10 protein-coding genes are annotated in these 15,890 nt (G+C 46.0%); 7 read left to right on the forward strand and 3 right to left on the reverse strand.

Annotated features, from left to right (window positions below; genetic code table 11):
* Nucleotides 1-36 precede the first annotated feature (36 nt).
* The 4 genes from ACY652_RS09525 to ACY652_RS09540 all read left to right on the forward strand — a co-directional run bounded on the left by ACY652_RS09525 (nt 37) and on the right by ACY652_RS09540 (nt 5,960).
* Nucleotides 37-498 (forward strand): TlpA family protein disulfide reductase, encoded by a 462-nt coding sequence (locus tag ACY652_RS09525; protein WP_462264069.1) that lies wholly within the window; start codon nt 37-39, stop codon nt 496-498.
* Nucleotides 499-644: 146 nt separating this feature from the next.
* Nucleotides 645-3,176, forward strand: a complete 2,532-nt coding sequence (locus ACY652_RS09530; protein WP_462264071.1) for a TonB-dependent receptor — start codon at nt 645-647, stop codon at nt 3,174-3,176.
* 198 nt (nt 3,177-3,374) lie between these two features.
* Nucleotides 3,375-5,516, forward strand: a complete 2,142-nt coding sequence (locus tag ACY652_RS09535) for an ATP-binding protein (protein ID WP_462264073.1) — start codon at nt 3,375-3,377, stop codon at nt 5,514-5,516.
* Nucleotides 5,517-5,690: 174 nt separating this feature from the next.
* Nucleotides 5,691-5,960 (forward strand): hypothetical protein, encoded by a 270-nt coding sequence (locus tag ACY652_RS09540; protein ID WP_462264074.1) that lies wholly within the window; start codon nt 5,691-5,693, stop codon nt 5,958-5,960.
* Nucleotides 5,961-6,052: 92 nt separating this feature from the next.
* Here ACY652_RS09540 and ACY652_RS09545 read toward each other — a convergent pair whose 3' ends face one another.
* Nucleotides 6,053-7,678: a M28 family peptidase gene (locus tag ACY652_RS09545; RefSeq protein WP_462264076.1), complete on the reverse strand. Its 1,626-nt coding sequence runs from the start codon at nt 7,676-7,678 to the stop codon at nt 6,053-6,055.
* Between the two features lie 151 nt (nt 7,679-7,829).
* On the opposite strand from ACY652_RS09545, the gene ACY652_RS09550 reads away from it, so the two are divergent.
* The 3 genes from ACY652_RS09550 to ACY652_RS09560 all read left to right on the forward strand — a co-directional run bounded on the left by ACY652_RS09550 (nt 7,830) and on the right by ACY652_RS09560 (nt 13,377).
* Nucleotides 7,830-10,265 (forward strand): S9 family peptidase, encoded by a 2,436-nt coding sequence (locus ACY652_RS09550; protein ID WP_462264078.1) that lies wholly within the window; start codon nt 7,830-7,832, stop codon nt 10,263-10,265.
* 616 nt (nt 10,266-10,881) lie between these two features.
* Nucleotides 10,882-11,664: an ABC transporter ATP-binding protein gene (locus tag ACY652_RS09555; RefSeq protein WP_462264080.1), complete on the forward strand. Its 783-nt coding sequence runs from the start codon at nt 10,882-10,884 to the stop codon at nt 11,662-11,664.
* Between the two features lie 12 nt (nt 11,665-11,676).
* The gene (locus ACY652_RS09560) at nt 11,677-13,377 is read left to right on the forward strand and encodes a hypothetical protein (RefSeq protein ID WP_462264082.1); all 1,701 of its coding nucleotides are present in this window, start codon (nt 11,677-11,679) and stop codon (nt 13,375-13,377) included.
* Nucleotides 13,378-13,901: 524 nt separating this feature from the next.
* On the opposite strand, the gene ACY652_RS09565 is transcribed toward ACY652_RS09560, so the two are convergent.
* Complete coding sequence (locus tag ACY652_RS09565) at nt 13,902-14,249, reverse strand: DUF4160 domain-containing protein (protein WP_462264084.1); 348 nt, start codon at nt 14,247-14,249, stop codon at nt 13,902-13,904.
* A gap of 236 nt (nt 14,250-14,485) precedes the next feature.
* Nucleotides 14,486-15,829 (reverse strand): Gfo/Idh/MocA family protein, encoded by a 1,344-nt coding sequence (locus tag ACY652_RS09570; RefSeq protein ID WP_462264086.1) that lies wholly within the window; start codon nt 15,827-15,829, stop codon nt 14,486-14,488.
* Nucleotides 15,830-15,890 lie beyond the last annotated feature (61 nt).

Below are 15,890 nucleotides of genomic sequence, written 5' to 3' on the forward strand. Positions count from 1 at the left end.
ACCATGAAGAGAATACTGTTTTTTTTAAGCTTACTTATGATTAGCGCCGGCTGTACACAGGCGCAAACTACCGCCCTTGCACGTGCCGAGCACATTCCGCCCTACCGTATTTTAACTACAGACAGTGTATGGGTAACGCCTGCACAAATCAAGAAAAACAAACCGGTAATGCTGGTTTATTTTTCGCCCGACTGCGGCCATTGCCAGCGGCTGATGTATGAAATGAAGCCGAAGATGAAACAGTTCGGCGATATCCAGATCGTGCTGATTACCTTTACCCAATACCGTTCCATTAAAGATTTTTATAAGGGATTTGGCCTGTCTGCTTATCCCAATATTACTGTGGGTACCGAAGGATATACTTACAAGGTACAGCAATATTATGAAATTAAAACCACCCCCTTTGTGGCCATTTATAGCCGTAAAGGTAAGCTGGTGAAAATATTTGACAAGCAGCCTAACGTAGATGATCTGCTTGCTTCGGTTAAGAAGGCATGATAAGTTACTGATACTGAAGATCTGTCTGTAATATGCTGGTGATACTGGCTTTGGTAATATAAATATTACCGAATAACGCCTTTAGCTTAGCAATAAAGTTACATGCTGCTTAAATCAAACGCCGCATAAAAGCCGATTTTTGCGGGATGATTTCTAAATTACTAAAAAGCATATTTGCGGTGGCAGCAGTAATGCTTTGCACCACTGCCTATGCCCAGCAAAACGCCGGAGGTACCATATCGGGCCGTTTAATAGATGCTGCCAACAACCAGCCGCTTGACTATGCCACGGTAGCTCTGATCAGCCGGCCTGAGAATAAGATTACCAAGAGCATTCAAACTGATGCTCAGGGCGCTTTTAAATTAAGTGGCCTTGCCAATGGCACCTACCAGGTACGGGTTACCTTTGTAAGTTACCTTACCTATACCAAAGATAGTTTAACCATCAGCGCATCGCGCCCTGCTATACAGTTAGGGACTATCCGTATGCGGCAGTCTAAGGGTACGCTTAAAGAAGTGGTGGTTACCGCACGCCGCAGCCAGATACAGTTGGGTACCGATAAAAAGGTATTCAGTGTTGACCAGAGTTTGGTAAGCCAGGGAGGCTCGGCAACTGATTTGCTGGCCAATGTACCTACCGTACAGGTAGACGTGGATGGCAATGTGAACCTGCGCGGTTCTAATAACGTGCGTATACTGATCAATGGCAAGCCTTCGGCGCTTACCGGTTCCAGCGTAACTGATATTCTGCAATCCATCCCGGCCAGTTCCATTGAAAATATTGAGGTAATTACCAATCCTTCCTCAAAATACGATGCAGAGGGACAGTCGGGTATCATCAACATTATCCTGAAAAAGAATGTTTCCCTGGGCTTTAACGGTTCGGCTTCAGCTACTGTGGGCACGCAAAATACTTACAACGGCAACCTGAATTTGGCTTATCAAAATTCTAAGTTCAACATCTTTGGAAACTACAGCTACCGCCGCGGCGACCGTATCGGCAATGGCTTTACCAACCGCATCATTACACGCGGCGATACCGTATCGCAGCAAAACCAGGTATCTGATCAGAAATTTTCGTTTAAAGGCCATAATATCCGTAGCGGTATTGATTATAATCTGGACAAGAACAACACCTTGAGTTTTTCCAATAACATCAACATCCGCGACCGCGACCGCTTCCAGAACGGCTCAACAGATACTTATCTGAATGGTGTATACTCACAGGTGCTGGGGCAAAACAACAGCAGTTACGGCTCAGGCACCAATCTGGATTTTAACCTGGATTATGTACACAAGTTTAAGAAGCCGCAGGAGGAACTGACCACCAACATTGGTTACTCTACAGAAAAAAATGACAATACAGATAACCTGCAAACTTCCCGGCTGTATCTTCCCTCTACCAATATTCCTTTTTACCAGTTGAACAATACAACCGGCCGGCAGCATAACCTGAATTTACAGGCCGACTATACCTTGCCGCTAAAGAATGGCAAACTGGAAGCCGGTTACCGTACCACCGTTAATCGTAATGCTAACAATTATGTGGTAGATACCCTTAATTATGCTTTGAACAGGTTTAACCCCTGGATTGACCAGACTTATAATTTTATTTATAAAGAGAATGTAAATGCGCTGTACACCAATTACCAGCACCAGTTCGGTAAATTTGGCGTACAGGCTGGCCTGCGTTTGGAAGATGCCCACATCCGTACCGAACTGCAAAGCCAGCAGGCAAATACCGGAAACAGTAACTTTAAGAATGACTATTTTCGTGTTTATCCAAGTGTTTTCTTAACCGATAAACTGAGCGAGAGCCAAACTTTGCAGTTAAGCTACACCCGCCGGGTAAGCCGCCCGCGCGACCGCCAGATTTCGCCGTTTCTGGACAGAAGCAACCCGCTTAACTTTCAGCAGGGTAACCCTAACCTGCTGCCGGAAGACATTCATTCCTTCGAGTTAAGTTATATTAATTACTTTAAAACACTCACCCTTACTTCATCACTGTATTACCGTTTAACCAATCAGAACATTCAGCAGGTAACGCAGCCTTATGTGAACAGTATTGATACTTCGTTCACTACTTTCCTTAATATCACTCATGCCTCTAACGCCGGTTATGAGCTGATTGCCAAGTTAAGTCCTACCAACGCCTTTGATCTTACCGCTAACGTAAACGTATTTTACCGCTACATTGCCGGGGTGCCTCAATATAATATACTTACAACATCAGGCTGGGCTTATAATGGCAACTTAACGGCCAATTATAAACCTATACCTAAGCTGGGCATACAGTTACGTGGCGACTACCAGGGTAGGCAGGTGATTACTCAAGGCTATATTAAACCATTGCTGGGCCTTGATGGTGCTGTGCGTTATGATGTTACCAAGGCACTGAACCTGAGTGTAAGCGCCCGTGATATTTTTAATTCCCGCCGCTTTAAGTCACAACTTGATTATACCGATGCAACGGGCCGCCAGCTAACCTCACAATACTCGGAGCGGCGCTTCTCTACCCGTGTGGTATTATTTACCGCAGCCTACCGGTTTGGCGGTAATGGCGCCAACCGCCAGCGCAACCGTCGCCAGCAGGATCAGGATTCACCGGATGATAACATTCAGCCAACTACTACTGTGCAAAACAATGCCGCCGGGGCGGGAGGGCCAAACAATAAGTAATAAATCATCATGTAAAATAGTTTAAAAAGGCGGTTCCTAAACAGGAAACCGCCTTTTTTGTAACTTTTAACGTTATTATTTAAGTTGGAAGTAATTTCGTTATGTGGTATAAATTGTTTAATTATAAAAACATTAGAAGTTGGTAATCCATTAATAAATGGTGAGTACGTTACATTTGATTTTTGATACATCTGCCCCATGTTAATATCCGAAAACCGGTTAAGTGATAACGCTTTACTGGCTATACTTGCATTATCTAAAGATGCCACCGGCATTTATACAGGCGAAGAGATAAGGGTGCAGTTTGCAAACGATGCCATGCTGGCTGCCTGGGGAAAAGACAGAAGCGTAATAGGTAAACCCATTGAAGATGCGTTGCCTGAACTTAAAGGCCAGCCATTTTCTGAAATTCTGAAAAAAGTTTGGCGTACCGGCGAAACTTATACCGGGCGCGGTACAGAGGCTAAACTTCAGGTGGATGGCCGTTTACAAAGCTTTGATTTTGAATACAGGGCCCTGATGGACGCGCAGGGTATTACTTATGCCATATTGCATACCTGTTGTAATGTAACCGAGCGCAGAAATGCAGAGCAAGCCGTAAAAGATAAAGAGCAGCAGGAGCAGCAACTGAATGAGGAGTTAAAGGCAGCCAATGAGGAGCTGCTGTCAACCAACGAGGAGATGGCGGCAGCTAATGAAGAGCTGAATACTTTAAATGCTGAGCTGCAGGTATTGGCTGAGCAACTGGAGCAGCTAAATACCCGGCTAACGATGAGTGAGCAGCGCCTGAGCAGTATGGTAAACACAACACCTATTGGCATGGCCGTACTCAAAGGGCGCGGATTAGTAATTGAAACGGCCAATCAGCCTGTGCTGGATATATGGGGCCGTACATTGGTACAGGTGCAGGACAGGCATATTTTAGATGTATTTCCTGAATTGGTGGGCCAGCCTTTTCCCAATTTGCTTAAATCGGTATTTGATACGGGCAAACCGGTAAGGTTTTCTGAACTGGCGGTACAGGTAAATCAGCCAGACGGTTCAATAAAAGAATTATTTGTTGATTTCAGCTATGATTCCCTGTTTGATCTGGCCGGCCACGTAGAAGCTATCTTGGTAAGTGTAACTGATGTTACGCCAGCTGTAATGGCCCGCCATAAAATTGAGGAGCAGAGTACCAAACTTAAATTGCTGAATGGAGAACTGGCAGCGATAAATGAAGAAATGCACGCAAATAATGATCAGCTGGCATTAGCACAGGAAAGCTTGCTGGCTTCAAATGCTAAATTAGTACAGGGAGAAGCCAACCTGCGCTTAACAGTAGAGGCAGCCAATTTGGGTACGTGGAATATGGAGTTAGCCACGGGTAAAATTACCATTAACCCTATCGGACTTAAGTTATACGGATTGCAAAATTTTGAAGCTATAACCTTAGAGGACGTATTAAATATTTTTGACCCGCAACATCTGCATTTGGCTAATCAGGCGTTAAGTAACGCTATAGCGCACAACCAGCCAACTGATATACAATACGAAATTATAAAGCCTGATGATGGGGAGCGCCGTTGGTTGCGTTCGGCTGGCGCAACTTACACTAATGCTGATACCGGCAGTAAGTGGTTCTATGGAGTAATAATGGATATTACCGGCCAGAAGCAGGATGAGCAGCGCAAAAATGATTTTATCGGCATGGTGAGCCATGAATTGAAAACACCGTTAACTTCGTTAACCGGTTACCTGCAAATGATGCAACTGAAAGTTAAAGATTCAGAAGATGGCTTTGTAATAAAAGCCCTCGAAAAATCATCCAACCAAGTAAAGAGGATGACCTCGCTGATTAACGGCTTTTTAAACTTGACCCGTTTAGAATCAGGAAAGATTTATTTGGATAAACAGCCATTTAACCTGGGGCAACTGTTACAACACCTGATTGCAGAAACCATTTACCTGCAAAATTCTCACCGTATTACCTGCGAGCCTTGTGAAGAAATTGAAGTGAATGCCGACCGCGATAAAATTGGAAGTGTAATTTCAAATCTGCTTAGTAATGCCATTAAGTATTCGCCCGATCATGATGATATACAAGTAAGTTGCATTATGGAGAGCGGAATGGCAAAAGTAAGTGTAAATGATCAGGGGATGGGTGTTAAGCCCGAAGATCAGGCCCGGCTTTTTGAGCGCTTTTACCGCGTAAGCAACTCAAAAACACAAACCATAGCCGGTTTTGGTATTGGCTTGTACCTTTGCGCCGAAATTGTTAAAGAGCATCATGGCAAAATAGGTGTAACCAGTATTGATGGCGAAGGCAGTACCTTTTGGTTTACCTTACCATTAGATTAAGCTATTGAATTAAACAACATACAATTATTAGGAAAGCAGTTTGCTATTATTATTTCATAGCTATTGCTTACTCTTCTGTACTTCAATTTATTAATCATTAGTTGCTGCATTATTACAGATAGTGGCAGGGTATTTGGGCATGAGTAATGTTACCAATATTCTCATTATCTACTTATGAAACCCTACAGCGAACGCGAAGTGCACAAGCGAAGAAAGCTCTTCAGGAAGCGGTTAAGAGCAGGAAAAGGCTATTCTGACTACGAAAGCACCGCAAGACCGGTAAGGTCGAGGTTAAGCAGGGGGGCTATTTTGCTGATGGTAATTGTAATTGCTGCAGTTTTTGCCATTGCTATTAAAACTAATTTTGGCGTACCAAAAAAGCCGGACGGCTGTTTTATTATTAACCGTAATGGCGAAAAAGAGTTCCGGCCCTGCAACCAATAGCTTATTTTCTTAATCATACCAAAGCCCTTTTAACATCTGAATAATTGTTAAAAGGGCTTTTTGGTTAGCGGCACAGGCAGGGTATGTAATATCTATTGTTCCTTCAACGCAAAAATATCACCGGGGTTCCACATTGGTTTTTGCAGGTTGTTAGCCACCATGTAACCAATTAAAAAGTTTAGTTGCGCATAAGTTGCCCCGGCATTAAAATCAAATATCCCGTTGATATCATCCTGGGGCTTATGATAATACTTCTTACGCCATTGGCCTACCATTTCGTTCAGGTTATTTTTTCCGTCTGGTGTTCTGCTGCCATATTTAATGTGCAGTGCAGGTATGCCCTGCAGTACAAAACTATACTGATCACTGCGTACAAAGCGGTTTTCTTTGGGTTCCGGGTCTGGCTCTACAGTAAGCTTTAAGTAAGCCGCTGCCTGGTTCACTTCATTTTGCAGGGAGGAATGCTCGGCACCTAAAGCGGTTATCGAAAGGAGCGGTGCAATAATAGTTGGCATATCGGTATTTACATCGGCTACTAAGTTTTTTACAGGAACAGTAGGCTTTTTAGCAAAATAGCCCGAACCTAATTCACCCAGTTCTTCTCCGGTTACCATCACAATGATGATGGAGCGTTTGGGTTTTACCTTCAGGTGAGCGTAGATGTTGGCAATTTGCAGCAGGCTGGCCACCCCTGAAGCATTATCATGCGCGCCATTATATATGGAATCGCCTTCCACCGGGCGGCCAACGCCCAGATGGTCCAAGTGGGCGCTATGTACCACGTATTCGTTCTTAAGCTTAGGGTCGGTGCCGGGTATTTTGCCAACTACGTTAAAGGCATCCACATCCTTAAAGGTAGATTGGTAGCTGGCCTGTACCTGCCCTTTTATTGCGGTTGACTGTGGAATACCATCTTTCAGGTTACTTACCACAGCAGGCACCTGCTTACCGGCTGCTTCCATTAAACTGCTGAAAACATGATAATTTATCATACCAGCCAGTTTAATGGCATTTGAGTAATAACTGCGTGATATTACAATGTTGCCTTCAGGATCGGCCACATTATAGCTGCCCCTGCTCTGGTTGGGTATGCGTGCGGCACTGTCGGCAAGGGCAATAAGTACACCCACTGCACCATGAGCCACCGCCGTTTTTTGTATGGTAAGTAAATCCATACTATGCGAGGCTTCGGAAGAGGAAAAGTTGTTAGGTGCGCCACGCACTACCACCACTACCTTTCCTTTTGCATCAATCCCCTGGTAATCGTCGTAATGCTGGCCGGCGTTGGTAATGCCATAACCGGCAAATACCATCGGCGCTGCTATGGTTACCTGTGGTTGCCCCGGGTTAGGGTATATCACCACGTCACGCCCATAAACAAGCGGTTCGGTACCGGTAAGGGTTAGCTGTGCGCCGGGTGCAGTGTAGGCCCTGCGCAATATCATCTTTTGTTGCCAGTTGCCATTATCGCCCGCCGGCTGTACACCATAGGCTTTCAGGCGGCCAATTACATAATCGGCCGCCATTTGGAAGCCCGGTGTACCGGGTTGGCGGCCTAATAGCTTATCATCGGCCAGGTAAGTAATATCAGTTTTCAGTTGGCTGGCATCGGCGGCCTTTAGTGCAGAGGCTACTGCTGGTGTTACTGTGTTTTGGCCATGTGCAGCCAGTGCAGCAATGCCTGATAATATAAATGTTAAAAAGGGTCTGAATTTCATAGTTTGACGTGTTAGGGAAAGATAAACATAATTATAATTTCTCGTTGCAGCTGAGTAGCTTAGGTGTAACAATACTGTTATAAAACACTAATAGAAAAATGACCTGTAAATTTTAAGTATTTTTCCGATAAGATTTATCCTTCAATTGATTATGAAAAGAATTGCCTTGTTCACGCTATTGATTATAGGCGGCTGGCGCGCCGGTGCTCAGGATGCGGTTAGTTATCAAACACCGCCTGCTGCTATGGCCGAACTGCTTTTGGCTAAACCTACCCCCGGTGTAAGTATTGATTCGAAAGGAGAGTGGATGATGCTCATTGGCCGTAACAGCTACCCCTCGGTAGAGGAATTGGCCCGCCCCGAGCTGCGTATTGCCGGTATGCGTATCAATCCGGCTAATTACTCACTCAGCCGGCAAAATTTTTCCAATAGCCTTACCTTAAAAAACATTAAAACAGGGCAAACGTATGCCATCACCGGGCTGCCTGTACCCTTGTACGCAGGTGCATTAAGCTGGAGCCCGGGCGAGCAAAAGATCGCTTTTACGCAAACCAACCCTAAGGGGGTGGATTTGTATGTTATCAACCTGCTTACCCGTAAAGCAACAAAGGTGAACAAGCAGCCGCTCAATACCGTTTTAGGCAGCGGCGTTACCTGGGCCGATAACAATACCTTGCTGTACCGCGTAGCCACCCGCCCGGTAAGTGCGGCGCCACCCCGCCCGGCAGTGCCTAAAGGCCCGACAGTGCAGCAAAATTTAGGCAAGGCCGCCCCCAGCGCCACTTATGAGGACTTGATTAAGACGCCGTATGATGAGCAGCTTTTTGAATTTTATGCCACCTCGCAACTGGTAGAAAATGTAAACGGTGCGGAGCGCCCTGTGGGTAAACCGGCTATTTACAGCAGCGTTAACCTATCGCCCGATAAAAAATATATGCTGGTGCGCACTATCCGTAAGCCGTTCTCTTATTTGGTAACAGCAGGCGGTTTTCCATCAGCAGTAAGCGTTACCGACCGTAGCGGCAAAGTGCTGAAAACACTGGCGCAGTTGCCCTCAAGCGAGGGCACGCCTTCAGGTTATGATAATACCCAGAATGTGCCCCGCGGTTTCGACTGGCGCGATGATGAGGCGGCTACTGTTACCTGGGCGCATCCGCTCGATAGTGGTTTGATTCGCAAAAAGGTAGATTACCATGATGCAGTATATGCCCTGAGCGCACCGTTTACCGGTGCAGAAAAAGAACTGTTTAAAACACAACTGCGTTACCGCCGCACACAATGGGGCAATGCCACGTTAGCTTTGGTAAGTGAGGGTATGCGCTCCAAACAGACCGAGCGGCTGGAATTATACAACCCATCCACCGGGAAACTGGAGAAAATATATGACCGCAACCAAACCGATAATTATAGCGATCCCGGCAGCCCGGTTACCGTAAAGAATAAGTACGGCAATGATGTGGTGTATGTGGCCGATAATGGCAAAACCTTGTTAATGAACAATACCACCGGTGCATCGGCTAACGGGGATTTGCCTTTTTTGGCAAAGTTTGATCTGGATTCGAAAAAAAATACCATCCTGTGGCGTTCAGCCAATGGCACCTATGAATCAGTAGTGGATATACTGGACCCGGCCCGGCTGCAGGTAATCACCCGCCGCGAATCGCCTACCGAAGCGCCCAATTATTACCTGAAAAATTTGGGTGGCGATATACAAGGTAAAACCCTCACTGCATTTAGCAATCCGTATCCGCAACTGGTAGGCGTAGCCAAAGAAAAAATACAATACAAGCGTGCTGACGGCGTAGACCTCACCGGCGATTTATACCTGCCTAAAGGCTATAACAAAGATAAAGACGGCCCCTTGCCGGTATTAATCTGGGCGTATCCGCGCGAGTTTAACTCTGCTGCCGATGCTGCACAGGTACGCGGCTCTAAATACCGCTTTACCACCATCAGCTGGGCTTCGCCGATATTTTGGGTAACGCAGGGCTATGCGGTGCTGGACAATGCCGAGATGCCCATTGTAGCTAAAGAAGGCAAAAAGCCGAATGATACCTTTGTGGAGCAGCTAAAAGAAAATGCTGAAGCCGCCATCAATAAATTAAGCGACATGGGCGTGGGCGACCGCAACCGGGTAGCCGTAGGCGGCCACAGTTATGGCGCTTTCATGACGGCGAATCTGCTGGCGCATACCAATTTGTTTAAAGCCGGTATTGCCCGCAGCGGTGCGTACAACCGTACCTTAACACCTTTTGGTTTCCAGAACGAGGACCGTACTTACTGGCAGGCTCCGCAGCTGTATTATGAAATGAGCCCTTTCAGCTATGCCGATAAGATAAAAACTCCAATTCTGCTCATTCACGGCGAGGCGGATGATAATCCGGGCACGTTCCCTATCAACAGCGAGCGCCTGTTTGCGGCCATAAAAGGTGCTGGCGGCACCGTACGTTTTACTTATCTGCCTTATGAGGCCCACAGCTATCGCGGCCGCGAGAACCTGCTGCACATGCTCTGGGAAATGAACCAGTGGCTGGATAAATATGTAAAGAATGCACCGGCAGGTAAAGCCGTGGCGCAGGTGAATTAAAGAAATAGTATGCAGATAGGTCGTTATGAGCGATAGAGAAGAACCTGTATAGGAAGTAGTAAAGCCAAATGTATGGGTTCTTCTATATCGCTCATAACAGCAAAATTTTAGGCCCGTTTAAAAAGTCTTCTTCACCTATTACCATACATTAGCCAGGTTTTTGGCAAAGCGCTGCAGCTTACCTACCGGTAAATTGCGCCAGAGAAGTGTGACAGATAGCGGTAGAAAGCCACTGGTAGGTGGCATTTTTATAATAACTCCGGTAAAAGGCCTCGGTATGGTAAAATGCATCATATAGGGGCCGGGCAGCAGGCCCGGGCAAAGTAGTTTCAGCGGTTATCTAATTGTTGATTTCAGTAAGGTGGCCGGCATCATTAATTAATGATGCAATAAATGTTACAGTGGTAACTGACATACAAGTATAGGCTTTGATACGCTATTGCAAAATTATAAAGTGTTTTATTAGCAGACAGTAACAGGCAGTAGTAAGATGCGCAATAGCAAATAGCTGGCTTAAATGTGTTGATTACGCTGAAATAATGTAAAAGTTGCTTCACCTGATTTGTGGCCTGCTATCCCGAAAAACGTTTGTATATTACCCTCTCAAATTTTTGTAATGGAAACTATACAGGCTGCACCGCTGATACAAATACGTAACCTTTCTAAATCCTATGGTGATAAAACGGTGCTCAAGCATTTAACACTCGATATTTTTCCCGGTCAGGTGATCGGTTACATAGGTCCGAATGGCGCGGGTAAATCTACTACCGTAAAAATCCTGACTGGCCTGATTCCGGATTTTCATGGCGAGGTAACCGTAAATGGGATCAACATGTCGGAAAATCCGCTTGAAATAAAACGGATGATTGGTTATGTGCCCGAAAATGCCGAGCTGTATGACGTGCTTACACCGATGGAGTACCTCGATTTTGTAGGTAAGCTGCAAGGTATGGAAGAAGGGCACCTGCAAGAGCGTGCCCGCCGCCTGCTCAATGCCTTTGGCTTGGGTAACAATCTGAACGACAGGATGGATACCTTCTCGAAAGGGATGAAGCAAAAGGTGCTGCTTATCTCCGGCATTATCCACAACCCGCAGATTATTGTGCTGGATGAGCCGCTATCCGGCCTGGATGCCAACGCGGTGATTCTGATCAAAGAACTGATTCAGCGCTTGTCGCAGGAAGGAAAGACGATATTTTACTGCTCGCACATGATGGATGTGGTGGAAAAGGTGTCCGACCGCATCCTGCTCATCAACAAGGGTGAGATTGTGGCCGATGGCACCTTTGAATCGCTTAAGCAGAACCACGCGGATACGCTGGAACAGATATTTGCCAAACTGACCGGCCGGGAAGAGAACGCCGGCGAAGCCGATGCCATTATTAACGCACTGGATTAACCTGCCTTACGCATGAATAAACTTTTCCTTAAACTCATTTCGGTTTTTTATCCCATGCTGCAAAAAACCGGGGTAGATACGGTGCAGCTCAACGAGATACTGCGCATCAAACTTTTGCTGGACAGCCGCCGGCCCACCACCTTCTTTAATCAAAGGAAACAGGCCTCAAAAAAAATGGGTAAAGTGGCCGAATCATGGGGAATCAACTTCTTCCTGATGCTGATGGGGCTGTTCATCGGCTTTATACTGATGGCCTTTGACCAGCCATTTTTAGGGCAAACCATCTACTTTACGGTGTTTATGGTGATGCTGTCGCTCACCATGATCTCTGATTTTACCGCCGTGCTGCTGGATACCCGCGACCAGTACATTATCCTGCCCCGCCCGGTGGACGACCGCACTGTTGCCATGTCGCGCATTATGCATATCGGCCTGTATATCTTCAGGCTGGCTATCTTTTTGGGTTTGCCAGGCATTGTGCTGATTGGGTTTAAGGATGGGCTGCTGGCTGCGCCGCTGTTGCTGCTGCAAATTATCGAGGCTACCTTTTTAACCGTTTTTTTGGTAAATATGGTGTACCTGGTGCTGATGCGCCTGGTAACCCCAGAACAGTTCAAGAGCGTGATCAGTTACTTTCAAATCTTTTTTTCGGTAGTCATATTCGGCAGTTATTATCTGCTGCCGCGAATGATTAATCTGGCCGATTTGAAAAATGTGCAAGTGATAAGCCACAGTTGGGCCTATGTGCTGCCTTCGGTTTGGATAAGCGCCCTGAACGAAGTGTTGATACATCCCGGCCGCTCCGATATTATTACCAGTTTACTGGCCATTGCCGGTATTACCGTGCCGCTGGCAGGTTTGTGGCTGGTAGCCAAAGTACTGGCCCCAGGCTTTAACCGGCGGCTGGCCATTACCGCCACTTCCGACAGTCAGCCTTACCGGCCGGAGGTAACCGGCAAGCCGGTAAAAACTGATTTCAGGGACAAGGTCGCTAATTTTTTAGCGTCCGAGCCAGGTGAAAATGCCGGTTTTAAGATTACCTGGAAAATGGCCGCCCGTATGCGCGAGTTTAAGATCAAGGTGTACCCGGCCTTTGCTTATGTACCTATCTACTTTTTGTATTTCGCCTTAAACAGTAAGGGCAGCAACCTGAACGACCGGTTTGCAGCCGTACAAACCGGCCGTAATTACATCCTGCTCATTTACTTGTGCACCTTTATTGTGTCGGTATTCCTGCAAAATATCTCCTACAGCGAAAAATTCAGGGCTTCGTGGGTGTATTACGCGCGGCCCTTAAAGCAGCCGGGCAGGGTGCTGGCGGGGATGTATAAGGCCATCATTGCACTGTACTTCTTTCCGTTCTGCCTGCTGGTGAGCATCGGCATTGTGGTAATATGGGGGCCGCAAACCATCAACGATATTATACTGGCCTTCTTTATCAGCCTTATTTATGGGTTACTTACGTCGCTGTTCGTGCTTAAAGGACTGCCTTTTTCCAAGCCGGTGCTGCTTAAACAATCGGGCGGGCGGGTAATCACCTCGTTGCTGATCACCAGCTTTATTGCCGCGGCAGGCTTCGCGCATTATTTTTTAATGCGTTGGGAAACGGTGATTTGGATACTGATCATCCCTGCCATCGGCATCTTCTGGCTCATGATGAACCAGTATGCCCGGCAATCCTGGGAGGGCATGGAGATGGAGGAGGATATTTAATATTCCTATCCTGTCTTCTCTGGGAAGATGAAACTACGGTCATAAAAAGCTATTAAAAGCCATAAAGTGCTAATAAAAGCTCATAAAGAGCTATAAAGTTCTAACAAGCATGGGTGATACTTTGAGTGGTTTATCCCTTATTCAGGTGTTCACGTTCACGGTGGTGTGAACGCGCGTGAACACCGTGAACACTGACAAACTATTGTCAGCAGCATGTACTCCTATTTGTAGTTGCAGTCTTTCGTTCCTCCCTCGGGAGGGTAGGGAAGGGTTTCTGCATTTGCTAAGCAAAATAAAATAAGTGTTCACTTCAGCATGTAAATACTTATTTTAATTTTTGGTGTCAATATCGCATTTTGAAAATTTTGTAAATTAAAAAATAAATTGAAATGAAAAAGCCCGGTGATTAGACTGCCCCCAAATAGTGTCTGACTTTTTGGGGGCAGTCTAAATTAGCAACCGGGCTTTTTGTTTAATTAACTTTTTGGCAGCTCAAATATTTAATGTAAAGGTATATAGTAATATTACGAATGAAACTTTTTCCAAATAGTATTGAGTGCTATCTTGCCTTTTGGACTTTGACTGAATGCCTCAATTTTTTTCAAATCTTTAGATGATACATCCCCTTTCAGCAACTTACATTCTTCAATAGAAAATTTTGCATCAACCTTCAAATCTTTGGTCTTAACATGGAAGTGCGGTGGTAGATGGTCATTAGAGTAGATATGCACTTCAATATCATCAATTGTTCGCACTCGCTGCTTTGCTGCTAAAGCTGGTTCCTCTAAATGCTTAATAATTTCGTTATCGTCAAGTAGCAAATAAGGAACTAATGTGTCTTTTAAAATCCTTTCTAAAATATCAGATGGCATAGCATAATAGGTTTATTAAAGTAAATATACACCTAATCCCATAAATGCATGAACCAGTAGGATATCAATAATATACAATCATTATAATTTATTTTTCAATTTACAAAACTTTCAAAGTGCGATATTGACACCTAATTTTTAGCGTACAAACCCTTCCCTGCCCTCCCGGGGGAGGGATAAGACACTATCAGATTTTTCAACACTTATACCTCGTCCTCCGGAGTGTGGTTGTCAGGTTAATCCTCCTTCGGTGGCGTACCCCTGAAGGTGTCTACCGTGCTGATACGCGCCAGTTCTACCGGCTTATGGGTGCGGGCCGATTCATAGATGGCTTCCATGATCTTATGATCCTGCAGGCCTTCCTCGCCGGGGGTATAAGGCGTTTTGTTCTCGATCACGCATTCTGAGAAATGGTCAATCTCCAGTGCAAACTGGTTCTTCTCCTGAATTTTGGGCTGCATCTTGTTCTGCACCCTGCCTTCGGCATGTGATACTTCAGGCATCAGGCCTTTGTAGGAGTAACCCGGGTCCATGCCGAACCAGCCGCCGTTATCGGCATAGCAGCGGTAATGCTTCGAATCATGCACGCCATAGCTGCAGGTACTGTTGGCAATGGCCCCGCTTGGGAAGAACATCTGGAACATTACCGCTTCTTCCACCTCTTTAAACCGGATATCGTTCGGGGTAGTGTAGGTGTGGGCGTTTACCATATAAGGCTCTTCGCCTAACAGAAAACGGTTGGTGTTAATGTTATACAATCCAATATCCGGTAAAGATCCTCCGCCTGCCAGCGCCTTTTTTAACCGCCATTGGTTGGGGTTACCAATGTTCTGCACATTTACCGCCGTAATCACCTTTACCTTGCCAAATTTTTGCTTACGGGTATATTCCATCATCTGGCGGTTGTTGGGTTCATACTGGATGCGATAAGCAATCATCAGTTTCTTGCCTGCTTTTTTACACGCATCAATCATGCGCTGGGCTTCTTTTGAGGAAGTAGCCATCGGCTTCTCGCACAGCACATGCTTACCGGCGTTGGCTGCCCTTACCACGTATTCTTCGTGCATACTGTTGGGCAGCACAATATATACCGCTTCAATTTCGGGGTTGTTCTTAATATCGTCGAAGTTCTGGTAGCTGTACACATTTTTAGGGTCGATGCCGTACTGCATGGCTACCTTACGCGCTTTATCCGCATCACCACTTACCAGGGCCACCGGCTTTGAGTTTTTGCAGGCGCTAAAAGCGGGCATAATTTCACCCAAAGTTAGTTCGCCCAACCCTACAATGGCATAGCCTGCACGTTTATCCTTAGGTAAAATGGAAGGATAAGAGGTGGCGGCGCCTTCGCTGGGCGCGTGCTGGGTAGGTACTTCTACCTTAATGGCATCAGCCATAGAGCGCGGCCCCGGCCCGCGACCGCCTGCGGTGCTTTGCGCACTGGCGCTTTCAGCCGATGCCAGTTCGCCGATTACGGTAGCAGCCAGCAAGGTTTTACCGGCATTGCCTATGAATTCGCGGCGGCTGTAGCCCGATAGCTGGTCGGCTGCGGAATGTAGCAGTTGGTTTAAATATTTCATGGGTGACGGTATTTCTTAATGGTTATTAAAGTTTCATAGTTTACACATTGGGTTTGAGGCT

Origin of the sequence: Mucilaginibacter sp. (genome assembly GCF_965200995.1) — a bacterium.
Taxonomy (GTDB): Bacteria; Bacteroidota; Bacteroidia; order Sphingobacteriales; family Sphingobacteriaceae; genus Mucilaginibacter.

What these genes read in the sequence shown, in the direction of transcription:
- ACY652_RS09525 (WP_462264069.1), top strand. Translation starts at nt 37, where the DNA reads ATGATTAGCGCCGGCTGTACACAGGCGCAAACTACCGCCCTTGCACGT.
- ACY652_RS09530 (WP_462264071.1), top strand. Translation starts at nt 645, where the DNA reads ATGATTTCTAAATTACTAAAAAGCATATTTGCGGTGGCAGCAGTAATG.
- ACY652_RS09535 (WP_462264073.1), top strand. Translation starts at nt 3,375, where the DNA reads ATGTTAATATCCGAAAACCGGTTAAGTGATAACGCTTTACTGGCTATA.
- ACY652_RS09540 (WP_462264074.1), top strand. Translation starts at nt 5,691, where the DNA reads ATGAAACCCTACAGCGAACGCGAAGTGCACAAGCGAAGAAAGCTCTTC.
- ACY652_RS09545 (WP_462264076.1), bottom strand. Translation starts at nt 7,678, where the DNA reads ATGAAATTCAGACCCTTTTTAACATTTATATTATCAGGCATTGCTGCA.
- ACY652_RS09550 (WP_462264078.1), top strand. Translation starts at nt 7,830, where the DNA reads ATGAAAAGAATTGCCTTGTTCACGCTATTGATTATAGGCGGCTGGCGC.
- ACY652_RS09555 (WP_462264080.1), top strand. Translation starts at nt 10,882, where the DNA reads ATGGAAACTATACAGGCTGCACCGCTGATACAAATACGTAACCTTTCT.
- ACY652_RS09560 (WP_462264082.1), top strand. Translation starts at nt 11,677, where the DNA reads ATGAATAAACTTTTCCTTAAACTCATTTCGGTTTTTTATCCCATGCTG.
- ACY652_RS09565 (WP_462264084.1), bottom strand. Translation starts at nt 14,249, where the DNA reads ATGCCATCTGATATTTTAGAAAGGATTTTAAAAGACACATTAGTTCCT.
- ACY652_RS09570 (WP_462264086.1), bottom strand. Translation starts at nt 15,829, where the DNA reads ATGAAATATTTAAACCAACTGCTACATTCCGCAGCCGACCAGCTATCG.